23 protein-coding genes are annotated in these 23607 nt (G+C 74.5%); 19 read left to right on the top strand and 4 right to left on the bottom strand.

Going from position 1 to position 23607, the window contains the following annotated elements; all coding sequences use genetic code 11:
• The 14 genes from GA0070214_RS01760 to GA0070214_RS01700 all read left to right on the top strand — a co-directional run bounded on the left by GA0070214_RS01760 (position 1) and on the right by GA0070214_RS01700 (position 15888).
• Positions 1-1290 (top strand): MCE family protein, encoded by a 1290-nt coding sequence (locus GA0070214_RS01760; RefSeq protein WP_091259805.1) that lies wholly within the window; start codon positions 1-3, stop codon positions 1288-1290.
• The gene (locus GA0070214_RS01755) at positions 1287-2321 is read left to right on the top strand and encodes an MCE family protein (protein ID WP_091258271.1); all 1035 of its coding nucleotides are present in this window, start codon (positions 1287-1289) and stop codon (positions 2319-2321) included. The genes GA0070214_RS01760 and GA0070214_RS01755 overlap by 4 nt, the downstream gene beginning before the upstream one ends.
• Positions 2318-3304: an MCE family protein gene (locus GA0070214_RS01750; RefSeq protein ID WP_091258269.1), complete on the top strand. Its 987-nt coding sequence runs from the start codon at positions 2318-2320 to the stop codon at positions 3302-3304. Before GA0070214_RS01755 ends, GA0070214_RS01750 begins: the two co-directional genes overlap by 4 nt.
• On the top strand, positions 3304-4548 hold the full coding sequence (locus GA0070214_RS01745; protein WP_091258266.1) for an MCE family protein: 1245 nt from the start codon (positions 3304-3306) through the stop codon (positions 4546-4548). The genes GA0070214_RS01750 and GA0070214_RS01745 overlap by 1 nt, the downstream gene beginning before the upstream one ends.
• Complete coding sequence (locus GA0070214_RS32705) at positions 4545-5984, top strand: MCE family protein (RefSeq protein WP_279615637.1); 1440 nt, start codon at positions 4545-4547, stop codon at positions 5982-5984. The genes GA0070214_RS01745 and GA0070214_RS32705 overlap by 4 nt, the downstream gene beginning before the upstream one ends.
• Positions 5981-7219: an MCE family protein gene (locus GA0070214_RS01735; protein WP_091258264.1), complete on the top strand. Its 1239-nt coding sequence runs from the start codon at positions 5981-5983 to the stop codon at positions 7217-7219. Before GA0070214_RS32705 ends, GA0070214_RS01735 begins: the two co-directional genes overlap by 4 nt.
• Complete coding sequence (locus tag GA0070214_RS01730) at positions 7216-8016, top strand: hypothetical protein (RefSeq protein ID WP_091258262.1); 801 nt, start codon at positions 7216-7218, stop codon at positions 8014-8016. The genes GA0070214_RS01735 and GA0070214_RS01730 overlap by 4 nt, the downstream gene beginning before the upstream one ends.
• A gap of 17 nt (positions 8017-8033) precedes the next feature.
• Positions 8034-8534 carry a hypothetical protein gene (locus tag GA0070214_RS01725; RefSeq protein ID WP_091258260.1) on the top strand — a complete coding sequence of 167 codons (501 nt, stop codon included), beginning with the start codon at positions 8034-8036 and terminating at the stop codon, positions 8532-8534.
• A gap of 36 nt (positions 8535-8570) precedes the next feature.
• On the top strand, positions 8571-8708 hold the full coding sequence (locus GA0070214_RS31675; RefSeq protein ID WP_167364171.1) for a hypothetical protein: 138 nt from the start codon (positions 8571-8573) through the stop codon (positions 8706-8708).
• Positions 8705-10345, top strand: coding sequence for a serine/threonine-protein kinase (locus tag GA0070214_RS01720; protein WP_091258258.1), 1641 nt, complete (start codon positions 8705-8707; stop codon positions 10343-10345). The genes GA0070214_RS31675 and GA0070214_RS01720 overlap by 4 nt, the downstream gene beginning before the upstream one ends.
• A gap of 55 nt (positions 10346-10400) precedes the next feature.
• Complete coding sequence (locus tag GA0070214_RS01715; RefSeq protein ID WP_091258256.1) at positions 10401-11360, top strand: hypothetical protein; 960 nt, start codon at positions 10401-10403, stop codon at positions 11358-11360.
• 72 nt (positions 11361-11432) lie between these two features.
• Positions 11433-12395 carry a mechanosensitive ion channel family protein gene (locus GA0070214_RS01710; RefSeq protein ID WP_091258254.1) on the top strand — a complete coding sequence of 321 codons (963 nt, stop codon included), beginning with the start codon at positions 11433-11435 and terminating at the stop codon, positions 12393-12395.
• 197 nt (positions 12396-12592) lie between these two features.
• Entirely contained in the window at positions 12593-13975 is a 1383-nt protein-coding gene (locus GA0070214_RS01705) for an MFS transporter (RefSeq protein WP_091258253.1), read from the top strand.
• A gap of 59 nt (positions 13976-14034) precedes the next feature.
• Positions 14035-15888, top strand: a complete 1854-nt coding sequence (locus GA0070214_RS01700; RefSeq protein ID WP_091259803.1) for a transketolase — start codon at positions 14035-14037, stop codon at positions 15886-15888.
• Between the two features lie 24 nt (positions 15889-15912).
• Here GA0070214_RS01700 and ligD read toward each other — a convergent pair whose 3' ends face one another.
• Positions 15913-16875, bottom strand: coding sequence for a non-homologous end-joining DNA ligase (ligD, locus tag GA0070214_RS01695; protein ID WP_425255413.1), 963 nt, complete (start codon positions 16873-16875; stop codon positions 15913-15915).
• A gap of 121 nt (positions 16876-16996) precedes the next feature.
• Between ligD and GA0070214_RS01690 the strand changes: the two genes are divergently transcribed.
• Both GA0070214_RS01690 and GA0070214_RS01685 read left to right on the top strand, forming a co-directional pair.
• The gene (locus GA0070214_RS01690) at positions 16997-17386 is read left to right on the top strand and encodes a DUF2267 domain-containing protein (protein WP_091258251.1); all 390 of its coding nucleotides are present in this window, start codon (positions 16997-16999) and stop codon (positions 17384-17386) included.
• A 73-nt stretch (positions 17387-17459) separates the two neighbouring features.
• The gene (locus GA0070214_RS01685; RefSeq protein WP_091258249.1) at positions 17460-18254 is read left to right on the top strand and encodes a maleylpyruvate isomerase family mycothiol-dependent enzyme; all 795 of its coding nucleotides are present in this window, start codon (positions 17460-17462) and stop codon (positions 18252-18254) included.
• A 43-nt stretch (positions 18255-18297) separates the two neighbouring features.
• Here the strand turns inward: GA0070214_RS01685 and GA0070214_RS01680 are convergent, their stop codons facing one another.
• From GA0070214_RS01680 to GA0070214_RS01670, 3 genes are all read right to left on the bottom strand, one after another.
• The gene (locus GA0070214_RS01680) at positions 18298-18687 is read right to left on the bottom strand and encodes a VOC family protein (RefSeq protein ID WP_091258247.1); all 390 of its coding nucleotides are present in this window, start codon (positions 18685-18687) and stop codon (positions 18298-18300) included.
• Complete coding sequence (locus GA0070214_RS01675) at positions 18684-19379, bottom strand: DUF4287 domain-containing protein (protein WP_244167502.1); 696 nt, start codon at positions 19377-19379, stop codon at positions 18684-18686. Before GA0070214_RS01675 ends, GA0070214_RS01680 begins: the two co-directional genes overlap by 4 nt.
• 221 nt (positions 19380-19600) lie before the next feature.
• A complete protein-coding gene (locus GA0070214_RS01670) occupies positions 19601-20341 on the bottom strand; it encodes a FadR/GntR family transcriptional regulator (protein WP_244167501.1) in 741 nt (246 codons plus the stop codon).
• Positions 20342-20478: 137 nt separating this feature from the next.
• On the opposite strand from GA0070214_RS01670, the gene GA0070214_RS01665 reads away from it, so the two are divergent.
• The 3 genes from GA0070214_RS01665 (at position 20479) to GA0070214_RS01655 (ending at position 23602) form a co-directional block, all read left to right on the top strand.
• On the top strand, positions 20479-21768 hold the full coding sequence (locus GA0070214_RS01665) for an ABC transporter substrate-binding protein (protein WP_244167500.1): 1290 nt from the start codon (positions 20479-20481) through the stop codon (positions 21766-21768).
• Between the two features lie 74 nt (positions 21769-21842).
• Positions 21843-22790: a carbohydrate ABC transporter permease gene (locus GA0070214_RS01660; protein ID WP_244167499.1), complete on the top strand. Its 948-nt coding sequence runs from the start codon at positions 21843-21845 to the stop codon at positions 22788-22790.
• Entirely contained in the window at positions 22787-23602 is an 816-nt protein-coding gene (locus GA0070214_RS01655; protein WP_091258242.1) for a carbohydrate ABC transporter permease, read from the top strand. Before GA0070214_RS01660 ends, GA0070214_RS01655 begins: the two co-directional genes overlap by 4 nt.
• Positions 23603-23607: the final 5 nt, after the last annotated feature.

Genomic DNA, 23607 nt, shown 5'->3' with positions numbered 1-23607 from the left:
ATGCGACACCGTCTTCTCGGCCTCGTCTTCGTCGCCCTGCTGACCGCGGCGCTGACCGCCGCCGTCCTCCAGTACCGCGGGGCGTTCACCCCGGTCGACCGGGTCACCCTCCGCGCCGACCGTGCCGGCCTGCACCTCCTGGAAGGCGCCGACGTGAAGGTACGCGGCGTCGTGGTCGGCGCCGTCCGCTCGGTGCGCAGCGACGGTCACGGCGCGGTCATCGGGCTGGCCCTCGACCCGGCCACCACCGGCCGGATCCCCGCCGACGTGAGCGCCCGGCTGCTGCCCAAGACCCTGTTCGGCGAGCGGTACGTGGAACTGGTCCCGCCCCCGGGCAGCACCGCCGGGCCGATCCGCGACGGCGCGGTGATCACCCAGGACCGCAGCCGCACCGCGGTCGAGCTGGAACGGGTGCTCGACGAGGCGCTGCCGCTGCTCCAGTCCGTCCGCCCCGACCAGCTCGCCACCACCCTCGGCGCGCTCACCACCGCCCTCGAGGGGCGCGGCGACCGGCTCGGCGCGAACCTCACCCGGCTCGGCGCGTACCTGCGGCAGCTCAACCCGCAGCTCCCGACCGTCACCGAGGACCTGCGGCAGCTCGCCGCCGTGCTGGACAGCTACGACGCGGCGCTGCCCGACCTGCTGGCCCTGCTGCGCGACGTGACCGTCACGGCCCGCACCGTCGGCGACCAGCGCGACCAGCTGGCCGCCTTCCTCGCCGACACCACCGACACGGCCGACACGGCCCGCGGCTTCCTCGACCGGCACGGCGACCAGCTCATCCGGGTCGGCCAGGTCAGCCGTCCGGTGCTGGAACTGCTCGCCGCGTACGCGCCCGAGTACCCGTGCCTCGTGCACGGGCTGGTCGACCTGCAACCCCGCGTCGAGGAGGTCTTCTCCGGCGGCCGGATGCACATCACCCTGGAGGTGACCCGCGACGGCGGCCCCTACGAGCGGGGCCGCGACGAGCCCGTGTACGGCGCGCAGGACGGCCCGGACTGCCGGGGCCTGCCGAACCCCAAGGTGCCCGCGCCGGAGGTGGCGGTCGCCGACGGCTACGACTACGGCGCCACCCGTACCCCGAAGCCGCTGCCCGTGGGCGTGCCGGCCGGCGGGGCCGGCGCGGCGCCCGCGTCCCCGGCGATGGGCCGCGCCGGCACCGGCGAGGAGCGGGCGCTCGTGAAGCCGCTCGTCGGCGGCCTCACCGGGACACCACCCGCCGAGGTGCCCGACATCGCGGTGCTGCTCTGGGGCCCGCTGCTGCGGGGAGCGGTGGTGACCGCCCGATGACCGGGAAGACGACCCCCGCGCTGGTCAAGCTCGTGGTGTTCGCGGCGATCACCTTGCTGGCCACCGCCCTGCTCGCGCAGACCCTCGGCGCGTTCCCGCCCGACGGCACCACCTACCGGGCCCGGTTCACCGACGTGACCGGGCTGCTTCCCGGCGACGACGTGCGGATCGCCGGCGTCCGGGTGGGCAAGGTGGCCGGCATCCGGGTGGTCGACGACACGACCGCCGAGGTGGCGTTCACCGTCGACCGGACGGTGCCGGTGGCCGTCGGCGTGCGCGCCGCCGTCCGTTACCGCAACCTGGTCGGCCAGCGCTACCTGGCGCTGACCGAGGGCCCCGGCGACCCGCGCCCGCTGCGCCCCGACGGCCTCATCCCGCTCGCTCAGACCAAACCGGCGCTGGACCTGACCGTGCTGTTCAACGGCTTCCGGCCGCTGTTCACCGCGCTCGACCCCGCCGAGGTCAACAAGCTGGCGTACGAGATCGTCCAGGTGCTCCAGGGCGAGGGCGGCACGGTGGCCAGCCTGCTGCGGCGCACCGCCTCGCTGACCAGCACCCTGGCCGACCGGGACGCGGTGATCGGCCGGGTGGTCACCAACCTCAACCAGGTGCTGGGCACCCTGGCGAGCCACGACCGGGAGCTGGACCAGAGCATCACCCAGCTCCAGCAGTTCGTCTCCGGGCTCTCCGCCGACCGCACCGCCATCGGCGAGGCGCTGGTCAGCCTCGGCGAGCTGACCGACACCACGGCCGGGCTGCTGCGCCAGACCCGGCCGCCGCTCGCCGCCGACGTCCGCGCCCTCGACGACCTGGCCGGCACCCTCAACCGCAACTCCGCCGTCATCGACGCCACCCTGGGCCGGCTGCCGGAGCGCTACGAGTCGCTGACCCGGGTCGCCTCGTACGGCTCCTGGTTCAACTTCTACCTCTGCGACTTCGACGGCCGGCTCGCCGTCGACGGCCACGCGCCGCTCACCGTGCCCGGCGTCGACGCCACGGCCGCCCGCTGCGCCACCGGAGGTGCCCGGTGAGACCGTTCCGCGAACGCAACCCGGTGCTCGTCGGGGCGATCGGGCTGACCGTGCTCGTGGCCGCCCTGCTCGGCGCGTTCCAGCTCGACCGGATCGCCGCGCTGACCGGCCGGTCGTACGCCGCCGCGTTCCACGACGCCAGCGGGCTGGCCACCGGCAACGAGGTCCGGGTGGCCGGGGTGCGGGTCGGGCAGGTGACCGCCGTGGAACTCGCCCGCGAGCCGCAGCCGTACGTGCGGGTGCGGTTCCGGGTCGACGACGACGGCGTACGCCTCGGCCGGGACACCGGCGCCACCATCCGGATCAAGACGGTGCTCGGGCAGAAGTACCTGGCGCTGGCCCCGGCCGGGCCGGGGAAGCTGGCCGAGCGCGGGCAGATCCCGCTGGACCGCACGGCCGCACCGTTCGACGTGGTGCAGGCCGTCACCGGCCTCGCCGACACCCTGGACAAGGTGGACACCGACCAGCTCGCCCGGGCGTTCACCACCCTGTCGGAGACGTTCGCCGACACCCCGTCCAGCGTGAACACCTCGCTGACCGGTCTGTCCCGGCTGTCCCGCACCGTCTCCTCCCGCGACGCCGAGCTGCGCACCCTGCTGTCCCGGGCCCGGGGCGTCACCGGTGTGCTCGCCGAACGGGACGAGGAGTTCCGCAAGCTCGTCACCGACGGGGAGAAGCTGCTCGCCGAGGTCAGCCGGCGGCGGGACGCCATCCACCAGCTCCTGGTCGGCACCGACCAGCTCGCCACCCAGCTGTCCGGGCTGGTCGCCGACAACCGCACCCAGCTGGAACCGGCCCTGCGCAAGCTGCGCGACGTGGTCGCCGTGCTGCAACGCAACCGCGACGACCTGGAGCAGACCATCCGCCGGATGGGCCCGTTCGTCACGGCGTTCGCCAACGTGGTCGGCAACGGGCGCTGGTTCGACTCGTACGTGGACGGCCTGCTCCAGCCGTACCTGCCCGCCGCCACCGGAGGTCGCTGATGCCCGGTCGGATCCAGCGCTGGCGGCGGCCGCTCGCCGCGGCCACCGTGCTGCTCACCGCCGTCGCCGTCGGGGCGGCCGTGTGGCGCCACGAACCACCCGACCGGCGGGTCGTCGCCTACTTCACCCGCGCGGTCGGTGTCTACGCCGGCTCCGACGTGCGGGTCCTCGGCGTCCGCGTGGGCGAGGTCGAGAAGGTGGTCCCGCAGGGGCGGGTGGTCCGCGTCGAGATGCGCTACGACCCGGAGCTGCGGCTGCCGGCCGGCGCGCAGGCCCTGATCGTCCCGCCCAGCGTGGTGAGCGACCGGTACGTGCAGCTCACCCCGGCGTACACCGGCGGCGCGGCGCTCGACGACGGCGCGCGGATCCCGGTCGACCGGACCGCCGCGCCCATGGAGATCGACGACATCTACGCGGCGCTCGACGAGTTCAACCGGACCCTCGGCCCGCGGGGGGCCAACGCCGACGGGGCCCTGTCGGACCTGGTCGCCACCGGCCGGGCCAACCTGGAGGGCAACGGCACCGACCTGCACGACACCCTCGACGGGGTCTCCCGCGCGCTGTCCACGTTGTCCACCGGGCGCGACGACCTGTTCGGCACGGTGGCCAACCTGCAACGGTTCACCACCACGCTGGCCCGCAGCGACCAGCAGGTACGCGGCTTCCAGCAGCAGCTCGCCGACGTCGCCCAGCAGCTCGCGGGGGAGAAGGAGGAGCTGGCCCGGGCGCTGCGCAACCTGGCCGCCGCGCTCGGCGACGTGACGACCTTCGTGCGGCAGAACCGGACCGCGCTGACCTCGAACGTCACCGCGCTGGCCGACATCACCCGGGTGCTGGTCCGCCAGCAGCAGGCGGTCATCCAGATCCTCGACGTGGCGCCGCTCGCCATCGGCAACCTCAACCTCGCCTACAACCCCCGCTCCGGCACCCTCGACACCCGGGACAACCCGCTCGGCCCGTACGACCCGGCCACCTTCGCCTGCTCGCTCATGGCCGACCAGCTTCCCGTCGCCCAGGTGCCGGCGATCTGCACCAAGCTCGCGCAGACCCTGCGTCAGCGCGGGCTGCCCCTCACCGACCAGCTGCGCAAGCTGCTCAAGCTGCCGCCCGGCGCCCCGGCGGGAGGCGGGTCCTCACCGGGAACCATCAGCTCCCCCGGTGCGCCGACCGCCGACGAGGCGCCGGGCGGCTCCTCCATCCCGAGCGACCGCACGCTCGGCGGCATCCTGCGGGGCCCGGCGTGACCGCCCGGCCGGGCCGGTGGACCGGCGCGCGGTTGCTGGCCGGCGCGCTGGCCGCGGCCCTGCTGCCCGCGGGCTGCGGCCTGCCCGACGTGGCCGACCTGCCGCTGCCCGGCGGCCGCCCGGCCGGCCCCGGCTACACCGTCACCGCGGAGTTCGGCGACGTGCTGGACCTGGTACCCCGGGCCGCCGTCAAGGTCGACGACGTGACCGTCGGCAGCGTCGAGAAGATCTCGCTGGACGGCTGGCACGCCCGGGTCCGGCTGCGCATCGACCGGGGGGTGCGGCTGCCGGCGAACGCCACCGCCGCGGTCCGCCAGAGCAGCCTGCTCGGCGAGAAGTACGTGGCGGTGGCCCCGCCGTCGGCCGAGCCGCCCCGCGGCGACCTCGGCGACGGCGACCTCATCCCGCTGTCCCGCACCACGCGCGGCGCCGAGGTGGAGGAGGTCCTCGCCGCCCTGGGCCTGCTGCTCAACGGTGGCGGCCTGGCCCAGTTGCGCACCATCAACGCCGAGCTGAACCGGGCCCTCGCCGGCCGCGAACCGGCGCTGCGGGACACCCTCACCCAGCTCGACACCTTCCTCGGCGGGCTGGACCGGCAGAAGGCCGACATCGTCCGCGCCATCGACGCGCTCGACCGGCTCAGCGGCCGGCTGGCCCGGCAACGCCAGGTCGTCGGCGACGCGCTGGACTCCCTGGCCCCGGGCCTCACCGTGCTGGCCCGGCAACGCGCCCAGCTCACCAAGGCGCTCACCGCGCTCGGCCGGCTCGGCACTGTGGGCACCCGGGTGGTGGAAGGCAGCCGGGCCGACACGGTGGCCTCCGTGACCGCCCTGCAACCGATCCTCGAACAGCTCGCCCGGGCCGGCGACGACCTGCCGAAGTCGCTGGACTTCATGCTGTCGTTCCCGTTCCCGCCGAACGTGACCGGCGCGATCGTTGGCGACTTCGTGAACCTGTCCATCACGGCCGACCTGGACGCCGCCACCATCCTGGCCAACCTGGTGGCCGCCGCGCCCGCCCCGGCGCCCCGCACGTCCCGGCCGGCCACCTCGACGGGACCCCGGCCGCCCGCCACCGGCGACCCGGCGCGACCCGGCGCCAAGCCCGGCGGCGTCCTGCCCGGACTGCCCGGCCTGCCCGACCTGCCGCTGCTCAAGTGCCTGCCGGACCTGAAGGACTTCCCGGCCATCTTCACCCCGCCGAAGGAGTGCGGCCTGCCGGCCGGCTGCAAGCTGCTCAAGCCCGGTTCCGCCGTGCCCCTGGGCGGGCTGCTGCTGCCCAAGGGCCTGGTGCCGCAGGGCACGGCGCTGCCCGCCGGCACCGAACTGCCCGACGGCACCGTGCTCACCGCCGAGTGCGTCCTGCCGGTGACCGGCGCCGTGCTCGGCCAGGTCGGCGACCTGACCGACGTGCTCGGAGGAGGGCTGATCCCGTGATCGGACGCACCGTGAAGCTCCAGGTGCTCGCCTTCGTGCTGGTGAGCATCCTCGGCGTCGGCTACGTCGGCGTCCGCTACGTCGGCCTCGGTGAGCGGCTGTTCCACACCGGCTACGTCGTGCACGTCGACCTGGCCCGCGCCGGAGGGCTGTTCGCCAACGCGCCGGTCACCTACCGGGGCGTGCCGGTCGGCCGGGTCACCGCCGTCACCCTGCGCGGCGAGGCGGTCCGCGCCGACCTGCGCCTCGACCGGGGCGTCCGGGTTCCCGACGCGCTGCGCGCCGTGGTCGCCCAGCGCTCCGCCGTCGGCGAGCAGTACCTCGACCTGCGCCCCGAGCGCGACGGCGGGCCGTACCTGGCCGACGGGGCCGTGATCCCGGCCGACCGGACCGGCCTGCCGCTGGCCCCCGAGACCCTGCTCACCAACCTGGACGCCCTGGTCCGCTCGGTCGACCCGGACGACCTGGCCGTGCTCGTCACCGAGCTGGGCACCGCGTTCGAGGGCAACGAGCAGGCCCTCGCCCGGCTCCTCGACGCCGGGGACGCCCTGCTCGCCGAGGCGGACCGGCGGCTGCCCGAGACCCGCGCGCTGATCCGCGACGCGCGGACGGTCCTGACCACCCAGGCCGAGTCCGCCGAGGCGCTGCGCCGCTGGTCGTCCGGCCTGGCGCAGCTCGCCGCCACGCTCCGCTCCGCCGACCCGGACCTGCGCCGGCTGCTGGCCGGCGGCCCGCCCGCCGGCACCGAGCTGCGGGCGCTGCTGCGCGGCCTCGAACCCGACGTCGGCGTGCTGCTCGGCAACCTGGTCACCGTCAACGGCATCGCCGCGCGGCGGCTGCCCGGCATCGAGCAGCTGCTGGTGGTGTACCCGATCGCGGTGGCCGGCGGGTACACGGTCACACCCGGCGACGGCACCGCCCATCTCGGCCTCGTGGTCAACCTGGGCAACCCGCCGTCCTGCGTCTACTCCGGCGGCGCCACCCGGTGCGACGCCGGCGAGCGGGCCGCCGGGGCGAGCGTGCGCGGCGCCGGGAACGCGCCCCGGCCCTCCGGCGCCGACCCCGCGCCCCCGCCCGCGGCCGACCGGGGCGGCGACCCCGGGTACGACCCGGCTACCGGTCTGGTCCTCGGCGCCGACGGCCGCCCGTTGCAGTTCGGCGGCACCGGCGGCCAGTACCGCACCGCCGGGGCCCAGTCCTGGAAACAGCTGTTGCTCGCCGGGGTGACCCCGTGACCGGCGTACCCGAGGAGGTGGCGGTGCCCAGCCGCAGGAACACCACGTTGAAGGTCATCAAGGGCGCGAAGGCCGGCCCGGCCACACCGCGCCGCCGCCTGGTCAACCGCGCGGTTCCGGCGTCGGCGGAACCGATCGAGCGAATGCTGGAACGGCTCGACCGGGAGCCGGTCGAGGACCCGATCGAGGCCGGGGACCTGACCGTCGTCGGCGACCCGGCCGAGGTCGAGGACCTGCCCGAGCCGGAGCCCGCCGAGCCGGACGCCGCCGAGCCGGACGCCGCCGACGGGCCGGCGGGCACCGCCCCCAGCCGGCGGCGCCGGGCACTTGTCGCGCTGCTCGTGGTGCTGCTCGCCGCCGCACTGGCCGGCGCGGGCGTGCAGGGCCACCGCTGGTACGTCGACCGCGCCACCGACCAGGCCCGCCGGGAGGCCGTGGCCGCCGCCCGGCAGGCCGCCGTCAACTTCGTGTCGGTCAGCGCGGCCAGCGTCGACCGGGACCTGAGCCGGATCACCGCCGGGGCCACCGGCGACTTCAAGGACGAGTTCACCCGCGGGCAGGCCCAGGTCCGCACCGCCGTGGTGGAGAACAAGGTCCAGTCGCAGGGGACCGTGCTGCGCGCCGGGCTCGTCTCCGGCGACCGGCGGCGCGCCGTGGTGCTGGTGGCGGTCGACGCCACGGTCCGCAACGTCAAGGCGCCCGACGGGCGGCCGTCGCACTACCGGATCCAGCTCGACCTGGTCCGGGACCGGGACTCGGGGGACTGGCTCGTGACCAGGCTCCAGTTCGTCGGATGACCGACAGGAGGAGACCGATGCGCCTACCGACCGTCCTGCGCCGACCCCCGCTGCGGCCCGTGCCGCTGCTCGTCGCAGCCCTGCTGCTGGCCGCCGCCGTGGCGGTGGCCGGCTGGACCGCCGACCGCCGCGCCGGCCAGCGCGACCAGGCCGTCCGCCAGGCCCTGGCCACCGCGCCGGCGGCCGCCAAGGCCCTCTTCTCGTACGACTACCGCACCTTCGACGACAGCGTCGCCAACGGCCGCACGTTCGCCACCGGCGCCTTCGCCGACGAGTACGCGCAGACCACCTCGGCGCTCAAGGCGACCGCCACGAAACAGCAGGCCGTCGTGCTCGCCGAGGTGTCCGCCACCGGCGTGGTCGACGCCGAGCCGGATCGGGTGGAACTGCTGCTCTACCTCAACCAGTACCGGCGCAACGTGACCACGGCGGGGGAGAAGGTGGACCAGAACCGGGTGGTGCTGACCCTGGTCCCGGTGCACGGCGAATGGAAGGTGGTGCAGGCCACCGCCATCTGACCGGCGGGCTTGCCGGCATCTGCTAGCAGTGGCGGTGTGTCCGTTCTCGACCATCCGCCCGCACAGGCGGAAGCATCCGTTGCGCCGATGGACGGCGGCGCCGGCGCGACCAGAATGACCAGCGAGGCGGAGGCCGACACCCGCCCCTGGAACGCCGTGGAGGCCGTCGCATGAGCGGCTGGCAGCTGTCCGGCTACACGCCGGTCCGTCGGCTCGGCGCCGGTGCGTCGGGCAGCGTCGTGCTCGCCACCCACGACGCCACCGGCACCCCGGTCGCCATCAAGTACCTGGTGCGCGACATCGGCGCCGACTCGTCCTTCCGGACCGCCTTCCGGGAGGAGGCCCGGCTGCTCGGCGAGATCGACGACCGGCACGTCAGCCGTCTCTACGAGTACGTCGAGTCGCCGCACGGCGCGGCCATCGTGATGGAGCTGGTCAACGGGGTCTCGCTGCGCCAGATGCTGCGCGCGCACGGTCCCACCACCCCCGAGGCGGCGCTCTGCGTGCTGAAGGGCTCGCTCGCCGGCCTCGCCGCCGCGCACGCCCGCGGCGTGGTGCACCGCGACTACAAGCCGGAGAACGTGCTGGTCACCGGTGAGGGGCTGAGCAAGCTCGCCGACTTCGGCATCGCCATGCCGGTCGGCCAGGGCTCCGACACCACCGTGTCCGGCACGCCCCGCTACATGGCCCCCGAGCAGTGGACCGGCGCGCCGGCCAGCCCGGCGTGCGACATCTACGCGGCCACGGCCACCTTCTTCGAATGCCTCACCGGCCGGCCCCCGTACCCGGGTCCGGACCTGTTCAGCCTGCGCGAGCAGCACGCATCCGCGCCCATCCCGACCGACCCGGCGCCCGCGCCCGTGCACGAGCTGCTCCGGCACGGCATGGCCAAGAGCCCCGGCGAGCGACCCCAGCCCGCCCAGGTGTTCCTGGACCTCCTCGACCAGGTGGCCGGCGCCGGCTACGGCGGCGAGTGGGAGGAACGCGGAGTACGCGAGCTGGCCCGCCGGGCCGCCCTGCTCGCCGCGCTCTGGCCGTTCCCCGACGGCGCGGGCGGCGCCACCAGCCTGGCCAGCACCACGCTCGGCGCGACGGCGGGGCGCGGCCGGCGGCGCCGCCGGGGCCGCGCGCGGACCGCGCTGGCCGGCGGCGCCCTGGTGGCCGCCCTGCTGGCCGGCGGCGCCGGCTACAGTTACGCCGCGAACGAGGAGCCGGTCGCCGCCGACGGCCCGACCGGCCCGGCCGTCGCCGGCACCACCACCGGCCCGGGCGGCGCCACCCCGACCGGCGCGCCGGCGCCGACGGCGACGGCCACTCCGTCGGCGACCGCCGCCCCGCCGGCGACGCCCACCGCCACCCCGAGCGGCTCCCGGTCCGCGACGCCCACCCGTTCACCGGTACGCACCAGCGCGCCCGCGCCGACCCCGTCGACCAGCACCTCGCCGCCGCCCCCGCCCGACGTCGCGGCCCCCACCGTCGGCGGCGTCACCGCCAGCCCCGGTCAGCTCGAACCGGACGGCTGCCGCTACGGCGACAAGATCAGCACGGTCAGCGCCACGGTCACGGACGACCGCAGCGGCCCGGCCGCCCTGACGGTCACCTTCCGCTACACCCTGGCGGGCGCCACCGGCACGGGGTCGATGGCCCCCGCCGGGCGCGGCGTGTTCCGGGGCACGCTCGGCCCGCTGCCCGGGCCGAAGCAGAGCACCCGCATCCCGATCCAGGTCACCGCCGTCGACGCCGCCGGCAACGCGACCACCTCGGCGTCCCCGGTCTACGTGACGCTCTACAACTACTGCACCCCCGGCTAGGAGTGGTGACCGTGCCCGCTGCCCAGACCCGCACCGCCACCCGGGGACGGCCGACGTGACCCGGCCGGAGGAGCCCACCGAGGCGCTGCCCACCCGGGCGCTGCCCACCGACCCCGGCGCGACCGTCCACCTCGGCCCGGACGCGGCCGCCCACCTCGGCGGACCGGACCGGCCCGGTGCGCCCCTCGGCCCCGACGCGACCGTGCACTTCGGGGCGCCGACCGTCGGCGTGCCCGGCGCGGCCGAGCCGACCGTGCACATCGGCCGCACGCCCGAGCCGACGGTGCATCTCGCCGGCCCGGCGGAGTCGACCGTGCACGTCGGCGCGGTGTCGGAAGCGACCACGCCGTTCGGCGCCCCGACCGGCCCCGCACCGCGGTCCGCCCAGCCGACCTTCACCGGTCCGCCTCGACAGCACCCGACCGGGCCGGGCACCGCGGCCGGGGGCGGGCCGACCGCCGGGGCGTACCGGGAGGCGACGGCGGACGTGCGGGCGGTGGGCGGGGCGCCGCCGCCCGGGGAACTGCGCTTCGGGCCGGGCGTGCCGGCCACCCCGCCGCCCGCCCCGGCCTGGCCGGCGGTGCCGCCGGCGCGGCGGTCCCGACCGGTCTGGCGCCGGGTCGTCTCGGTGCTGTCCACCCTGCTCACGGCGGCGCTGCTGCTGGTGGTCGGGCTCTACCTGTGGCAGCGGCTGCAACCGTTGGCGGTCGAGGGGGTCACCGTGGCGGTGCCCCGGCCGCCCGGCGTGGCCTGCGACGTCACCGTCGACGTGGTGGCCACGGTGCGCACCAACGGGCGCGGCGGGGTGATCCGCTACCAGTGGTTCCGCTCGGACGCACCGCCGGGCGCCCTGCTCACCGAGCGGGTCGGGCGCGGCCAGCGGACGGCCACCCTCACCCTCAAGTGGACGTTCAGCGGGGTCGGCGCGACCACCGAGAGCGCCACCGTCAACATCATCGAACCGTCGCCGGTGCAGGCCGGCACGCAGGTCCGCTACCGCTGCCCCGGCGGCTGACCGCGTTTCCCCGAGGGCTGCTCAGGGTAGCTCCAGGCGAACGACCCTGACCCTGTGCGTGGAGGCCCTTCGATGAGAGACAACTTCGGGGACGCGGTGGGCGACGCGTTCCGTTCGGTGATGCTGTTCCTGCCCAAGGCGGTCGCCTTCATCGCCATCCTGATCGTGGGCTGGCTGGTGGCGAAGGCCGTGCTGAAGATCGTGGACAAGGTCCTGGAGCGGGTCCACTTCGACCGGGCCGTCGAGCGCGGCGGCATCAAGACCGCCCTGGCGCGCTCGAAGTACGACGCCAGCGACATCGTCGCCAAGCTGGCCTACTACGCGGTGCTGCTGGTCACCCTCCAGCTCGCGTTCGGCATCTGGGGCCCCAACCCGATCTCGGACCTGATCCACGGCGTCGTCGCCTGGTTGCCCCGGGCGTTCGTCGCCATCGTCATCGTGGTGGTGGCCGCGGCCATCGCCAAGGCGGTCAAGGACATCATCTCCAGCGCCCTCGGCGGCCTGTCCTACGGCCGGGTGCTCGCGAACATCGCCTCGGTGTTCATCCTCGGCCTCGGCGTCATCGCCGCGCTCAACCAGATCGGCGTCGCCACCACGGTGACCACGCCGGTGCTGATCGCCGTGCTCGCCACCGTCGGCGGCATCCTCGTCGTCGGCGTCGGTGGCGGACTGGTCCGTCCGATGCAGAGCCGCTGGGAGAACTGGCTGGCCCGCGCCGAGGAGGAGTCGCGGACCATCGCCACCCACGCCCGGGCGTACCAGGCCGGGCGGCGGGACGTCGAGGCGCGGTTCGGCACGGCCAACCCGTACGCCGAGGCCGAGCTGACCCGGCCGGTGGCCGGCGAGGCCGAGGCGGACCGGACCCAGCCCGTCGCCCCGTACGGCGCGGCGGAGCCGACCCAGCCGGTGCCGGCGTACGGCGACCCGGACCGCACCCAGCCGACCACCCCGCGGCAGCCGACGGCCGAGCAGGCCGCGGACAGCGAGGCCACGATGGTCATCCCGCAGGCGGACGTGGACCGCTCCCGCCGCTGACCGATTGCGCGTCCACCGGGGTGGGGCCCGTCCGGGTCCCACCCCGGTTCGCCTGCGCGGGGCGGCGTGGGGACCGCGCGCCCGGCTAGGATCGGCGCATGCACTGGCGACATTGATGCCCTGCCGAGGGTCGAGCCCGCGGGCCACCGCGGACACCGCACGTCCGGTGTCCGTCACGTCCCCGTGGGAAGGCCTCCATGCTCATCGTCTCCGCGCGCGTGCCCGCCGAGCGCCGGCTCGCCGCCACGCTCTACGCCTACGCGTTCCTCACCGACCTGGTCCTGCTCTATCCGGTCTACACGCTGCTGTTCGCCGACACCGGGCTGTCGGTCGGGCAGATCTCCTCGCTCTTCGTGCTCTGGTCGGCGGCCGGCATCCTGCTGGAGGTGCCGTCGGGCGCCTGGGCCGACGCGGTCTCCCGGCGGCTGCTGCTCGTCCTCGCCCCGCTGCTGACCGCCGCCGGTTTCGCCCTCTGGGTGCTCGTCCCGTCGTACCCGGCGTTCGCCGTCGGCTTCCTGCTCTGGGGTGCGGGCGGGGCGCTGCGCTCCGGCGCCCAGGAGGCCCTGGTCTGGACCGAGCTCGACCGGCTCGGCGCCACCGGCCGGTACGCCCGGCTGGCCGGCCGGGCGCGGACCGCCGAGCTGCTCGGGGTGGTCGCCGCCATGGGGCTGGCCGCCCCGGTGCTGGCCCTCGGCGGCTATCCGGCGGTCGGCGCGGCGAGCGTGGCCGCGTGCCTGGCCGCCGCGGCGGTCGCCACCCGGTTCCCGGAGCATCGTGCCGCGGAGCCGGCGCGCCACGGCCCGGCCGGCACGACCGGGACCGGCGCGACCGCGGCGACTCATCCGGACCCGCCCGGAACGACCCGGCCCGGCGCGGCCGGCGCCGACCAGCCTCATCCGGCCGGCGCCGACCAGCCTCGTCCGGCCGGCGTCGACCAGCCTGATCCGGCCGAGCCGGGCTGGTGGGACAGCCTGCGCGGCGGGCTGGCCGAGGCCCGCGCCGACCGGTCGGTGCGGGCCGCCCTGCTGCTGGTGCCGGCCGTCGCCGCCGTGTGGGGCGGCCTGGACGAGTACACGCCGCTGCTGGCCCGGGACACCGGGGTCCCGGCGGCCACCGTCCCGCTGCTGCTCGTGCTGGTCTGGGCCGGCACCACGGTGGGCGGGCTGCTGGCCCCGGCGGGGGAGCGGCTGAGCGATCGGGGCTTCGCCACCCTGCTGGCCGGCGCGGCGCTGGCCCTGGCCGCGGGTGCACTGGTCCGCCATCCGGCCGGGTTCGTGCTGGTGGGTCTCGCGTTCGCGGCGTTCCAGCTGGCCACCGTGCTGGCCGACGTCCGGCTCCAGGCCCGGATCAGCGGGCCGGACCGGGCGACGGTCACCTCGGTGGCGGGCATGGCCACCGACCTGACGATCATCGGGGTCTACGCCGGGTACGGCCTCGTCGCGGGCGCCGCCGGCCACGCGGTCGCGTTCGCGGTGGCCGTGCTGCCGTACCTGCTGGTGGCCGGCCGGCTGGCGACCCGCCGGCCGGTCCGCCCGGTTCCGTCGAATAGGTCGTTGTCCGAAAATTCCGCTGTTTCATGATTACCGTATGGGCGGTAGCGGCCCTGGGCTGGCCCGGACGGAGGCGACGCGTCGTGACCATGGAAGCAGAGCGCACCCTGCGCGACGAGGAACTGGCCGGGCTGGCGGACCTCGCCGCCCAGCTCCGCGTCGACTCGATCCGGTGCAGCACCCAGGCCGGCTCCGGCCACCCCACGTCGAGCCTGTCCGCCGCCGACCTGCTCGCCGTGCTGGTCGCCCGCCACCTGCGCTACGACTGGTCCTACCCGGGCAACCGCGCCAACGATCACCTGATCTTCTCCAAGGGGCACGCCTCGCCGCTGCTGTACGCGGTCTTCCGGGCGACCGGCGCGATCAGCGAGCAGGAGCTGCTGGAGTGCTATCGCCAGTCCGGCTCCCGCCTCCAGGGCCACCCCACCCCGGTCCTGCCCTGGGTGGACGTCGCGACCGGCTCGCTCGGCCAGGGGCTGCCGGTGGGCGTCGGCATCGCCCTGGCCGGGCAGTACCTGGACCGGGTGCCGTTCCACGTCTGGGTGCTGTGCGGCGACAGCGAGACGGCCGAGGGCTCCATCTGGGAGGCCCTGGACAAGACCGGTCACTTCGGGCTGCGCAACCTCACCGCGATCGTGGACGTGAACCGGTTCGGGCAGCGCGGGCCGACCGAGCTGGAGTGGGACCTGGACACCTACCGCCGGCGGGTCGAGGCGTTCGGCTGCCACCCGATCGTCGTCGACGGTCACGACCTCGCGGCGATCGACGAGGCGTTCGGGCGGGCCCGGGAGGCGACCGGCCCGACGGTCGTGCTCGCCCGGACGGTCAAGGGCAAGGGCGTTCCGGAGATCGAGAACCGGCCGGACTGGCACGGCAAGGCGCTCGAACCGGACCAGGCCGAGCGGGCCGTCCAGGCGCTGGGCGGCGTGCGGAAGATCCGGGTCACCGGGCCGCGGCCGGCCGCCGCGCCGCCCGCACCCGCCCCGGCCCAGGAGCGGCCGGAGCTGCCCCGCTACGAGAAGGGGGCGAAGGTGGCCACCCGCAACGCGTACGGGGACGCGCTGCGCGCGCTGGGCGTCCGGCGGGACGTGGTGGTCCTCGACGGCGAGGTCAGCGACTCCACCCGGTCCGACAAGTTCGGCGAGGCGTACCCGGACCGGTTCTTCGAGATGTTCATCGCCGAGCAGCAACTGATCGCCGCCGCGGTGGGCCTGCGGGTCCGGGGCTACCGGCCCTTCGCGGCCACCTTCGCCGCGTTCCTCTCCCGCGCCTACGACTTCATCCGGATGGCCGGCATCTCCCGCGCCGACATCGCCCTCGCCGGCTCGCACGCCGGCGTGGAGATCGGCCCGGACGGGCCCTCCCAGATGGGGCTGGAGGACCTCGCCGCCCTGCGCGCCGTGCACGGGTCGACCGTGCTCTACCCGAGCGACGCGGTCTCCTGCGCGGCCCTGGTCGCCGCCATGGTCGACTGCTCGGGTGTGAGCTACCTGCGCACCACCCGCGGCAAGTACCCGGTGCTCTACGACAACGGCGACGACTTCCCGATCGGGGGCAGCAAGCTGGTCCGCGACGGGACCGACGTGACCCTCATCGGCGCCGGGGTGACCGTGCACAACTGCCTCGCCGCCGCCGAGGAGCTGGCCCGGGAGGGCATCGACGCGCGGGTCGTCGACCTCTACTCGGTCAAGCCGATCGACCGGCAGCGGCTGCTCGACGCCGTACGCGACACCGCAGGCCGGCTCGTGGTGGTCGAGGACCACTATCCGCAGGGCGGGCTGGGGTCCGCCGTGCTGGAGGCGTTGGCCGACCTGGCCGAGCCGGTGCGCGTGAGCCACCTGGCGGTACGCGGGCTGCCCGGCTCGGGCACCCCGACCCAGCAGATGGACATGGCGGGCATCGGCCCCCACGCCATCGTCGGCGCGGCGCGCGCCCTGGCCTGACGGCGTGGCGGCGGGGGCACCCGGTCAGCGCCGCAGCCGGATCTCCGCCGGGTCCCGGTCGCTGCGCAGCCCCTTCCAGGAGGGGTGGCGCAGCCGGCGGTCGGGCGTCCACGACCGGAAGGTGACGTCACCGACCAGCACGGGGGCGACCCAGACGGCGTGGCGGGCGTGCTCGCGCGGCACCTCGGCGAACGGCGGGTCGGGCCGGGTCAGCGGCTCCAGCCGGCCCGCCAGGTCCCGCAGCACGGCCTGGGTGAACCCGGTGCCCACCTGCCCGATGTAGTGCAGCCGGTCGTGCTCGTCGTACATGCCGAGCAGCAGCGACCCGATGGCGCCGGCCCGCCGGCCCGAGCCGGGCTTCCAGCCGCCCACGATCACCTCGACGGTGTCGTTGAGCGGCACCTTGACCCACGCCGCGCCCCGTCGGCCCGGCTCGTACGCCGACCGGAGCTGCTTGGCGACCACCCCCTCCAGCCCCAGCTCGGCCGCCGCCGTGGCCAGGTCCCGGCCGGCCTCGCCGGTCCAGTAGGGCGGTGTCTCGACGGTCTCGCCGCTGAGCCCCAGCTCCTCCAGCGCCGCGCGGCGTTCCGTGTAGGGCAGGGCCGTGGTGTCCCGCCCGTCGAGGTGCAGCAGGTCGAACACGTAGTACCGGACCGGGGTCGAGGCGACCAGCGCGGCGGCCGGCGCGCGGACGTGCATCCGCCGTTGGAGCGCGGAGAAGCTGGGCCGGCCGCCGGCGTCGAGGGCCACGATCTCGCCGTCGAGCACCGCCCGCCGCCCGCCCAGCAGGTCGGTGAGTTCGCCCAGTTCCGGGTACGCCCGGGTGACGTCCCGGTCGTTGCGGCTGAGCAGCCGCAGCCCGCGGGCGACGTAGGCCACCGCGCGCACGCCGTCCCACTTGAACTCGTAGCCCCAGCCGGGCCCGGTGGGCAGCGCGCCGAGCCCGGCGAGCATCGGCGGCACGAGCGTCGGCATCCTGGCGGCCACGTCCCGATCCTGGCGGTCGTGGCCCCGGCCGACGCCGGTTTCCGGTCTTTCGCCCGAACGGCGGTCGTTTGTGGTGGTCGTCGGCGGGTAGCCACCCGTCTCCGGGACGGAAGGACCGACGATGGCGGAGCTGGAGTTCGTGGCGAAGGTGGCCGAGCGGGCGGGCGTGCCGGCGGACACCGCGCGATCCCTGACCGAGGCGACACTGCGCACGCTCGCGGAGCGGATCAGCGGCGGCGAGGCGGCGGACCTGGCCGACCACGTGGCGCACGAGCTGCGCCCGCTGCTGGCCCGGGCCCGCCCGGAGGAGCCGCAGGCGTTCGGGTACGACGAGTTCCTGCGCCGGGTGGCCGAGCGCGCCGGCACCGCGCCGGACCTGGCCGAGCGCGGCGCCCGGGCGGTGTTGCAGACCCTGCACCGGGTGGTCGGGCACGTCGAGTTCGAGCACGCCCTGGCCCAGTTGCCGCGGGAGATCGGCGCGCTGGCCCAGCCGTTGCCCCGTACGCCCTGACCGGCCCGGGGCGGCACGAAACGCCCACCGGTGGCTCCCGCCGGGACGGCGGTTCGGCCTCTACGGTGGGCTGATGGCCGCCCTGAGCTTCGACCGCCACCGCGCCGAGATCGTCGCCCAGAGCGACCTGCTCCGCACCCACCTCGACGAAGCCGACCTGACCACCCCCGTCTCCTCGTGCCCGGGGTGGAACGTGGGCCAGCTGGCCCGGCACCTCGGCGGTGGCCAGCGCTGGGCGGCCGACGTGGTCCGCACCCGCGCCGAACGGCCACCGTCGGACACCGGATTCCGCGACCTGTCCCCGTACGCCCGGGAGGAGCCGGCCGTGGTCGGTCCCTGGCTGGTCGAGAGCGCCGCCGCGCTGGCCGGCGCGCTCGGTGAGGCGGGACCCGACGTGGCCACCTGGACGCCGATGCCGGTGCCGGCCGCCGGGGTGTTCTGGGCGCGCCGGTTCGCCAACGAGACGCTGCTGCACCGGGCGGACGCCGCCCTCGCCCTGGGCGTGGACTTCGCGGTCGATCCGGCCGTGGCGGTCGACGCGCTGGACGAGTGGATGGAGCTCGGCTCCCTGCCCCAGATGCTGGACATCTTCCCGCATCGGCGCGACCTGCTCGGCCCCGACCGCACCCTGCACCTGCACGCCACCGACGTGCCCGCCGAGACGGGTGCGGAGTGGCTCGTGGACCTCACGGGGGACACCCTCGCCTGGCGGCGGGCGCACGAGAAGGCGGCCGTGGCGGTCCGCGGCCCGGTGACCGAGCTGCTGCTCATGGTCTACCGGCGGCGCCCGGTCGACACCGCGGTCGTCGAGGTGCTCGGCGACGCGACGCTGCTGGACCGCTGGCTGGCGGCGGTCGCGTTCGGCTGACGCTGGTGCCGGCGGCCGGGCGGCCGCCGGCACCGTCACCGGGTCAGCCGGGCAGGTGCAGGAACGACCACTGGTGGCCGTCGAGGTCCCGGAACCCGCGCATGTACAGGAACCCGAGGTCCTGACCGGGGCCGAGCGAGGTGCCACCCGCGCGGACCGCCAGGTCGACCAGAGCGTCCACCCGCTCCCGCCGGTCGACGCCGATGCCGACGATCACCTCCCGGCTGGTGGCGGTGTCGCACACCTCGGCTCCGGCGAACGCGGCGAAGGCCGCCGGGTGGTGCAGGATCAGGTGGGTGGTGTCGCCGAGGGCGAGCCGGGCGCTGTCGTCGCCGGGGCGCCGGGGCGAGGCCGTGAAGCCCAGGGCGGTGAAGAACTCGACCGCCCGGTCGAGATCGGCCACCGGCAGGTTGACGAACGTCGCGGCGCTCATCGGGTCACCTCCGGCTGCTCCAGCAGCTGCTTCAGGGCCGCGAGGCGGTCCCGCCAGTACGCCTTGAGCCGGTCGGCCTCCTCGGCGCCGGTGAGCTTCTCGTGCTGCACGGCCACCCGGGCCTTGCTCCCGCTCACCGGGGTGAAGCCGACGACGATCCGGCTGGGCCCGCCGGCCCAGTCCGCACGGAAGCTCTTCGGCGCGGTGGCGGTGCGGACCCGGACGGCCACGTCGGGCAGCCACCGCCGGCGTACCGCCTCGTCGGCGAACGCCTCGAACAGCACCGTCACCGGCACCGCCACCGTGCGGCTTCCGGTGGCCTCGAAGCCGCCGCCGCGGCGCTGGCCCGGCGCCCGGAGCCCGCGTGCCTGCTCGTAGCCGACGGTCACGGTCTGCGCCCACCAGCCCGGCACCTCGTGCTCGGTGACCAGCCAGCGGGCGATCTCGGTGTGGGTCCGGCCGGCGGCGCCCCAGGCGTCGAGCCGGGCGAACCACTCGTCCCAGTCGTGGCCGGTCCGTTCGCGCAGCAGCGCGGCGGAGATCCGGTCCTGCTGGCCGCGGCCGGCGTCAACGGTGGGCGCCGGGGCGGCCGTGACCCGGGCGAGCAACTGCCGGCGGGCCGTCGTGTAGCTCTCGCCGGTGCGGGCCATCCGGGCGCGGACCCGGGACTTGAACGACCTCTGGCTTGTCATCTCATGCTCCCTGTCGACGGCGCGGTCGCAGGGACTCACGCTCCCGGTCGACCTCGCCGTGGGCAGGTGGCGCATGTCGGGTGGGCCGGACGGCACCGCGTCCCGAGGGCTCGGGCCCCCTTTGCCTCCGCGGAGCCGGTGGCGTGAGCACCGGGCTGGAGGTGAGGCGCGGGACTGCGCCGAGCCCAGCGTACGCCGCCGACCGCCGGAGGGGGAGAGGGTCAGCTCACCGGTCCCGGCTCGGTGGTCTGCTCCCACATCGACTTCATCTCGTCGAACGCCTGCTCCATGATCTGCACCATGGCCCGGCGGGCCGCCTCGCCGTCACGGCGCTGCAACGCCGAGGCCACGTCGGCGTGCAGTTGCAGCGCCTGCTGGTCCGGGTGGTGCGGCATGAGGTGGTAGTGGTGCCGGCCGGTGAGCACCTCGGCGACCAGTTCCCGCAGCTTGCCGAACATCTCGTTGCCGGATGCGGCGAGCACCCGCCGGTGGAACTCGATGTCCAGGCGCAGGAAGCGGTCCTCGTCCCCGGCCTGCCCGGCGGCCCACATCTTCGCCGCGATCCCGACCAGGTCGCTGGCGTCGTCGGGGGTGATCCGGCGGGCGGCCAGCCAGGCGGCGTGCGGCTCCACCGCGGTCCGCAGCTCGGTGATCGAGCGGAGCTGGGCCATCCGGCCGGCGGAGGCGAGCCGCCAGCGGATCACCTGCGGATCGAACACGTTCCAGGCCTCGGCGGGGCGGATCAGGACGCCGACCCGGCGCCGCGTCTCGATGAGGCCCATCGAGGCGAGCACCCGGAGGACCTCGCGGATCACCGACCGGGAGACCGCGTGCCGGTCGACCAGCTCGTCGATGTTGAGCACGGAGCCGGCGGGCAGCTCGCCGCCACAGACGGCCGTGCCGAGTTCGTCGAGTACGCGGGCGTGCAGCCCGGTCTCGCCCCCGGAGGAGGAGTGATCCACGGGTCGGAGCATATCAGTTGGTGATCGACCCTTGAATAAATCAGCTTTATCCGCCTAGCATCCCGTGGTTAAGCGGACGTTACAGCGTTGTGGCGCTCTTCCCCCGGGGCGGCGACCACGAGAAAAGGAGAGAAGACGTGCGACGTCGATCGATATTCGGTACGTCTCTGGCCGTGGTCGCCGCCATGGGCCTGGCCGCCTGCGGCGGCGGTGGCGATGACAGCGGCGCGTCCAAGACGGTGCGCGTGACCCTGGCGAACCACGTGTGGACGGAGAACATCAAGGCCGCCCTGCCCGAGTTCGAGAAGCAGACCGGGCTCAAGGTCGAGATCACCCAGCTCGGCGAGGACCAGCTCTCCGACCAGTACAACGTCAAGCTCAACGCCGGCTCGTCCGACCTCGACGTGATGATGTACCGGCCCCTCCAGGAGGGGAAGCTCTTCGCCAAGAACAAGTACCTGGCCGACCTGTCCGACCACGTGAAGTCCAACAAGGACTGGGACTACGCCGACTTCCAGCCCAGCCCGGTCGAGGCCACCACGTACGAGGGCAAGCCGGTGGGCGTGCCGATCATCACCGAGCAGGAGGTCCTGTACTACCGCAAGGACCTGCTCGCCAAGGCCGGCCTGAGCGCCCCGCCGAAGACCCTCGACGAGCTGAAGGCCGCGGCCGCGAAGGTCAAGGCCAGTGTCCCGGGCACCGCGGGCTTCGTGGCCCGGACCGGCAAGTCGCCGGCGGTCACCCAGTTCTCCAGCTTCCTCTACAGCTTCGGCGGTGACTTCGTCGACGGCAGTGGCAAGGCGACCGTCAACAGCGACGCCGCCAAGCAGGCGTACGCCTTCTACGGCGGGCTCATCAAGGACTCCGGCCCGGCCAACGTCAGCACCGACATGAGCTGGCCCGAGGCCATGGCCATCTTTACCCAGGGCAAGGCCGCCTTCTACACCGAGGCCAACTCGCTCTACAAGAACGCCACCGACCCGGCCAAGTCCAAGGTGTCCGACACCGTCGGCTTCGCGCCGTTCCCGGCCGGCCCGGCCGGCTCCAAGCCGTACAACATCCCCTCCTGGGCGCTGGGCGTGAACGACGCCTCGAAGAACAAGAGCAACGCCTGGAAGTTCATCGAGTGGGCCACCGGCAAGGAGCAGACCCTCGCGCAGCAGAAGGCCGGCGTGCCGGGCGCGCGTACCTCGGTCTGGGCCAACCCGGAGGGCACCGCGAGCTACCCGAAGGACCTGGTCGAGGCCATCACCGCGAGCACCAAGGACGGCGTCGCCCACGACCGGCCCGTGGTCGTGAAGGTGGGCCAGGCCCGCGAGCTCGTCGGTCAGCCGATCGTCGACGCGATCACCGGCAAGGACCCGGCGGCCGCCGCCGACACCGCCAACGAGGCCTTCCAGAAGTTCCTGGACGACGAGGCCAAGTAGCCCGCGCGCGGGTGGTGGGGCGGCTCGCTCCACCACCCGCGTACCCCTGCCGGTCCGCCCACCCCGGAGATCTCATGGCAACCGTCACCACCCCCCGCCGCGCCCCCGGCGGCGCCGGCGTCATGCCCGACACGCCCGGCTGGGCGCGCTGGGCCAACGACCACCGCAAGTGGCTGTTCGCTGCGCCCGCGATGGCCTTCGTCGCCGCCCTGATCGTGATCCCGCTGGGCTGGACCGCCTGGCTCAGCCTCACCGACGCCGAGGGCTCCGTCCGCGCCGAGAGCGAGTTCGTGGGCTTCCGGAACTACCTCGACGTGCTGTCGGACACCGACCGGTTCTGGCCGGCGGTCGGCCGCACCGCCGCCTTCACCGTCGTCGCGCTGCTGTTCGAGGTGGTCCTCGGCATGGCCGTCGCGCTGCTGCTGTGGCGGCCGTTCAAGGGCCAGAAGTGGGTCCGGGTGGCCATCCTCATGCCGCTGGTCGCCACCCCGGTCGCGGTCGGCATGATGTGGCGGCTCATCTTCGATCCGAACATCGGCCTGGCCAACCAGGTGCTCGGCTGGGTCGGCATCGGCCCGCAGCCGTGGCTCGCCGGCCAGCACTCCGCGCTGCCCACCACCATCTTCATCGACGTGTGGCAGTGGACGCCCATGGTGGTGCTGATCCTGCTCGCCGGGCTGACCTCGCTGTCCGAGGAACCCCAGGAGGCGGCGCGGATCGACGGCGCGAGCAGCTGGCAGCGGTTCCGGCACGTCACCCTGCCGCTGGTCATGCCCACGGTGATCGTCGCGATCCTGCTGCGCGGCATCGACGCGCTGAAGACCTTCGACATCCTCTACGCCACCAAGGGCCGCGGCGGTGGCTCCTTCCACGAGGTGGAGACCCTGAACGTGTACGCCTACGGGCTGAGCTTCGACTACAACGAGTACGGCGTCTCCTCCACCGTCCTCATCCTCTTCTTCCTGATCATCATCGGGTCGATGTGGGCCCTGACCGCGCGGCGCAAGGAGGCCAAGCGATGAAGGCCAGTCCCGCGTACCGGGTCTTCCGGGTGGTCGCGCTCGTGGTCGTGGTGCTCTCGCTGGTCACGCCGCTGCTCTGGATGATCGCCGCGTCCTTCAAGACCAACGTCGACATCTACGACACCGGCAAGGCGCTGGTCTTCTCGCCGACCCTGGACAACTACGCGACCGTCCTGAAGCAGTCGCACTACGTCTCGTTCATCGGCAACAGTCTCTGGGTGGCGTTTGCCGCCACCGTGCTGTCGCTGATCCTCGGCGTGCCGGCCGCGTACTCGATGAGCCGGTTCAACATGAAGAAGTCGGCCCTCGTGGTGCTGATGGCCCGGGTCATTCCCGGCGTCTCGCTGCTGGTGCCCTGGTACTACGTCTTCTCGAACCTGCAGCTGGTCGGCGGCTTCACGGTGCTGATCCTCAGTCACATGTTCGTGTCGCTGCCGCTGATCGTCTACATCATGATGGGCTTCTTCGACGGCCTGCCGGAGGAGCTGGAGGAGGCGGCCCTCGTCGACGGCCTCACCCACATCGGCGCGTTCCGCCGGATCACCCTGCCGCTGTCCGTGCCCGGCATCGCCACGGCGGGCATCCTGTCCTTCATCTTCTCCTGGAACAACTTCATGTTCGCCCTGGTCCTCTCCGGCGCGGACACGAAGACGCTCCCGGTGGCGATCTTCGACTTCGTCGGGTACGCCAGCATCGACTGGGGCGGCCTCATGGCGGCGGCCACCGTGGTGACCCTGCCGATCATGGTGATCGCCCTGTTCGTGCAGAAGTACGTGGTCTCCGGCCTGACCGCCGGCGCGACGAAGGGCTGAGCACC

This window comes from Micromonospora chaiyaphumensis (assembly GCF_900091435.1).
GTDB lineage: Bacteria > Actinomycetota > Actinomycetes > Mycobacteriales > Micromonosporaceae > Micromonospora > Micromonospora chaiyaphumensis.
Note: the sequence above shows the minus strand (reverse complement) of the source record. Positions and strands in the feature narration are given on the sequence as shown.

Excerpts from the sequence above, each read along its gene's own strand:
- GA0070214_RS01685 (WP_091258249.1), top strand. The coding sequence starts at position 17,460 with ATGGCCGCCCTGAGCTTCGACCGCCACCGCGCCGAGATCGTCGCCCAG.
- GA0070214_RS01710 (WP_091258254.1), top strand. The coding sequence starts at position 11,433 with ATGAGAGACAACTTCGGGGACGCGGTGGGCGACGCGTTCCGTTCGGTG.
- GA0070214_RS01675 (WP_244167502.1), bottom strand. The coding sequence starts at position 19,379 with ATGACAAGCCAGAGGTCGTTCAAGTCCCGGGTCCGCGCCCGGATGGCC.
- GA0070214_RS01725 (WP_091258260.1), top strand. The coding sequence starts at position 8,034 with ATGCGCCTACCGACCGTCCTGCGCCGACCCCCGCTGCGGCCCGTGCCG.
- GA0070214_RS01655 (WP_091258242.1), top strand. The coding sequence starts at position 22,787 with ATGAAGGCCAGTCCCGCGTACCGGGTCTTCCGGGTGGTCGCGCTCGTG.
- GA0070214_RS01705 (WP_091258253.1), top strand. The coding sequence starts at position 12,593 with ATGCTCATCGTCTCCGCGCGCGTGCCCGCCGAGCGCCGGCTCGCCGCC.
- GA0070214_RS01755 (WP_091258271.1), top strand. The coding sequence starts at position 1,287 with ATGACCGGGAAGACGACCCCCGCGCTGGTCAAGCTCGTGGTGTTCGCG.
- GA0070214_RS01660 (WP_244167499.1), top strand. The coding sequence starts at position 21,843 with ATGGCAACCGTCACCACCCCCCGCCGCGCCCCCGGCGGCGCCGGCGTC.
- GA0070214_RS01745 (WP_091258266.1), top strand. The coding sequence starts at position 3,304 with ATGCCCGGTCGGATCCAGCGCTGGCGGCGGCCGCTCGCCGCGGCCACC.
- GA0070214_RS01700 (WP_091259803.1), top strand. The coding sequence starts at position 14,035 with ATGGAAGCAGAGCGCACCCTGCGCGACGAGGAACTGGCCGGGCTGGCG.
- GA0070214_RS01720 (WP_091258258.1), top strand. The coding sequence starts at position 8,705 with ATGAGCGGCTGGCAGCTGTCCGGCTACACGCCGGTCCGTCGGCTCGGC.
- GA0070214_RS01680 (WP_091258247.1), bottom strand. The coding sequence starts at position 18,687 with ATGAGCGCCGCGACGTTCGTCAACCTGCCGGTGGCCGATCTCGACCGG.
- GA0070214_RS01690 (WP_091258251.1), top strand. The coding sequence starts at position 16,997 with ATGGCGGAGCTGGAGTTCGTGGCGAAGGTGGCCGAGCGGGCGGGCGTG.
- GA0070214_RS01760 (WP_091259805.1), top strand. The coding sequence starts at position 1 with ATGCGACACCGTCTTCTCGGCCTCGTCTTCGTCGCCCTGCTGACCGCG.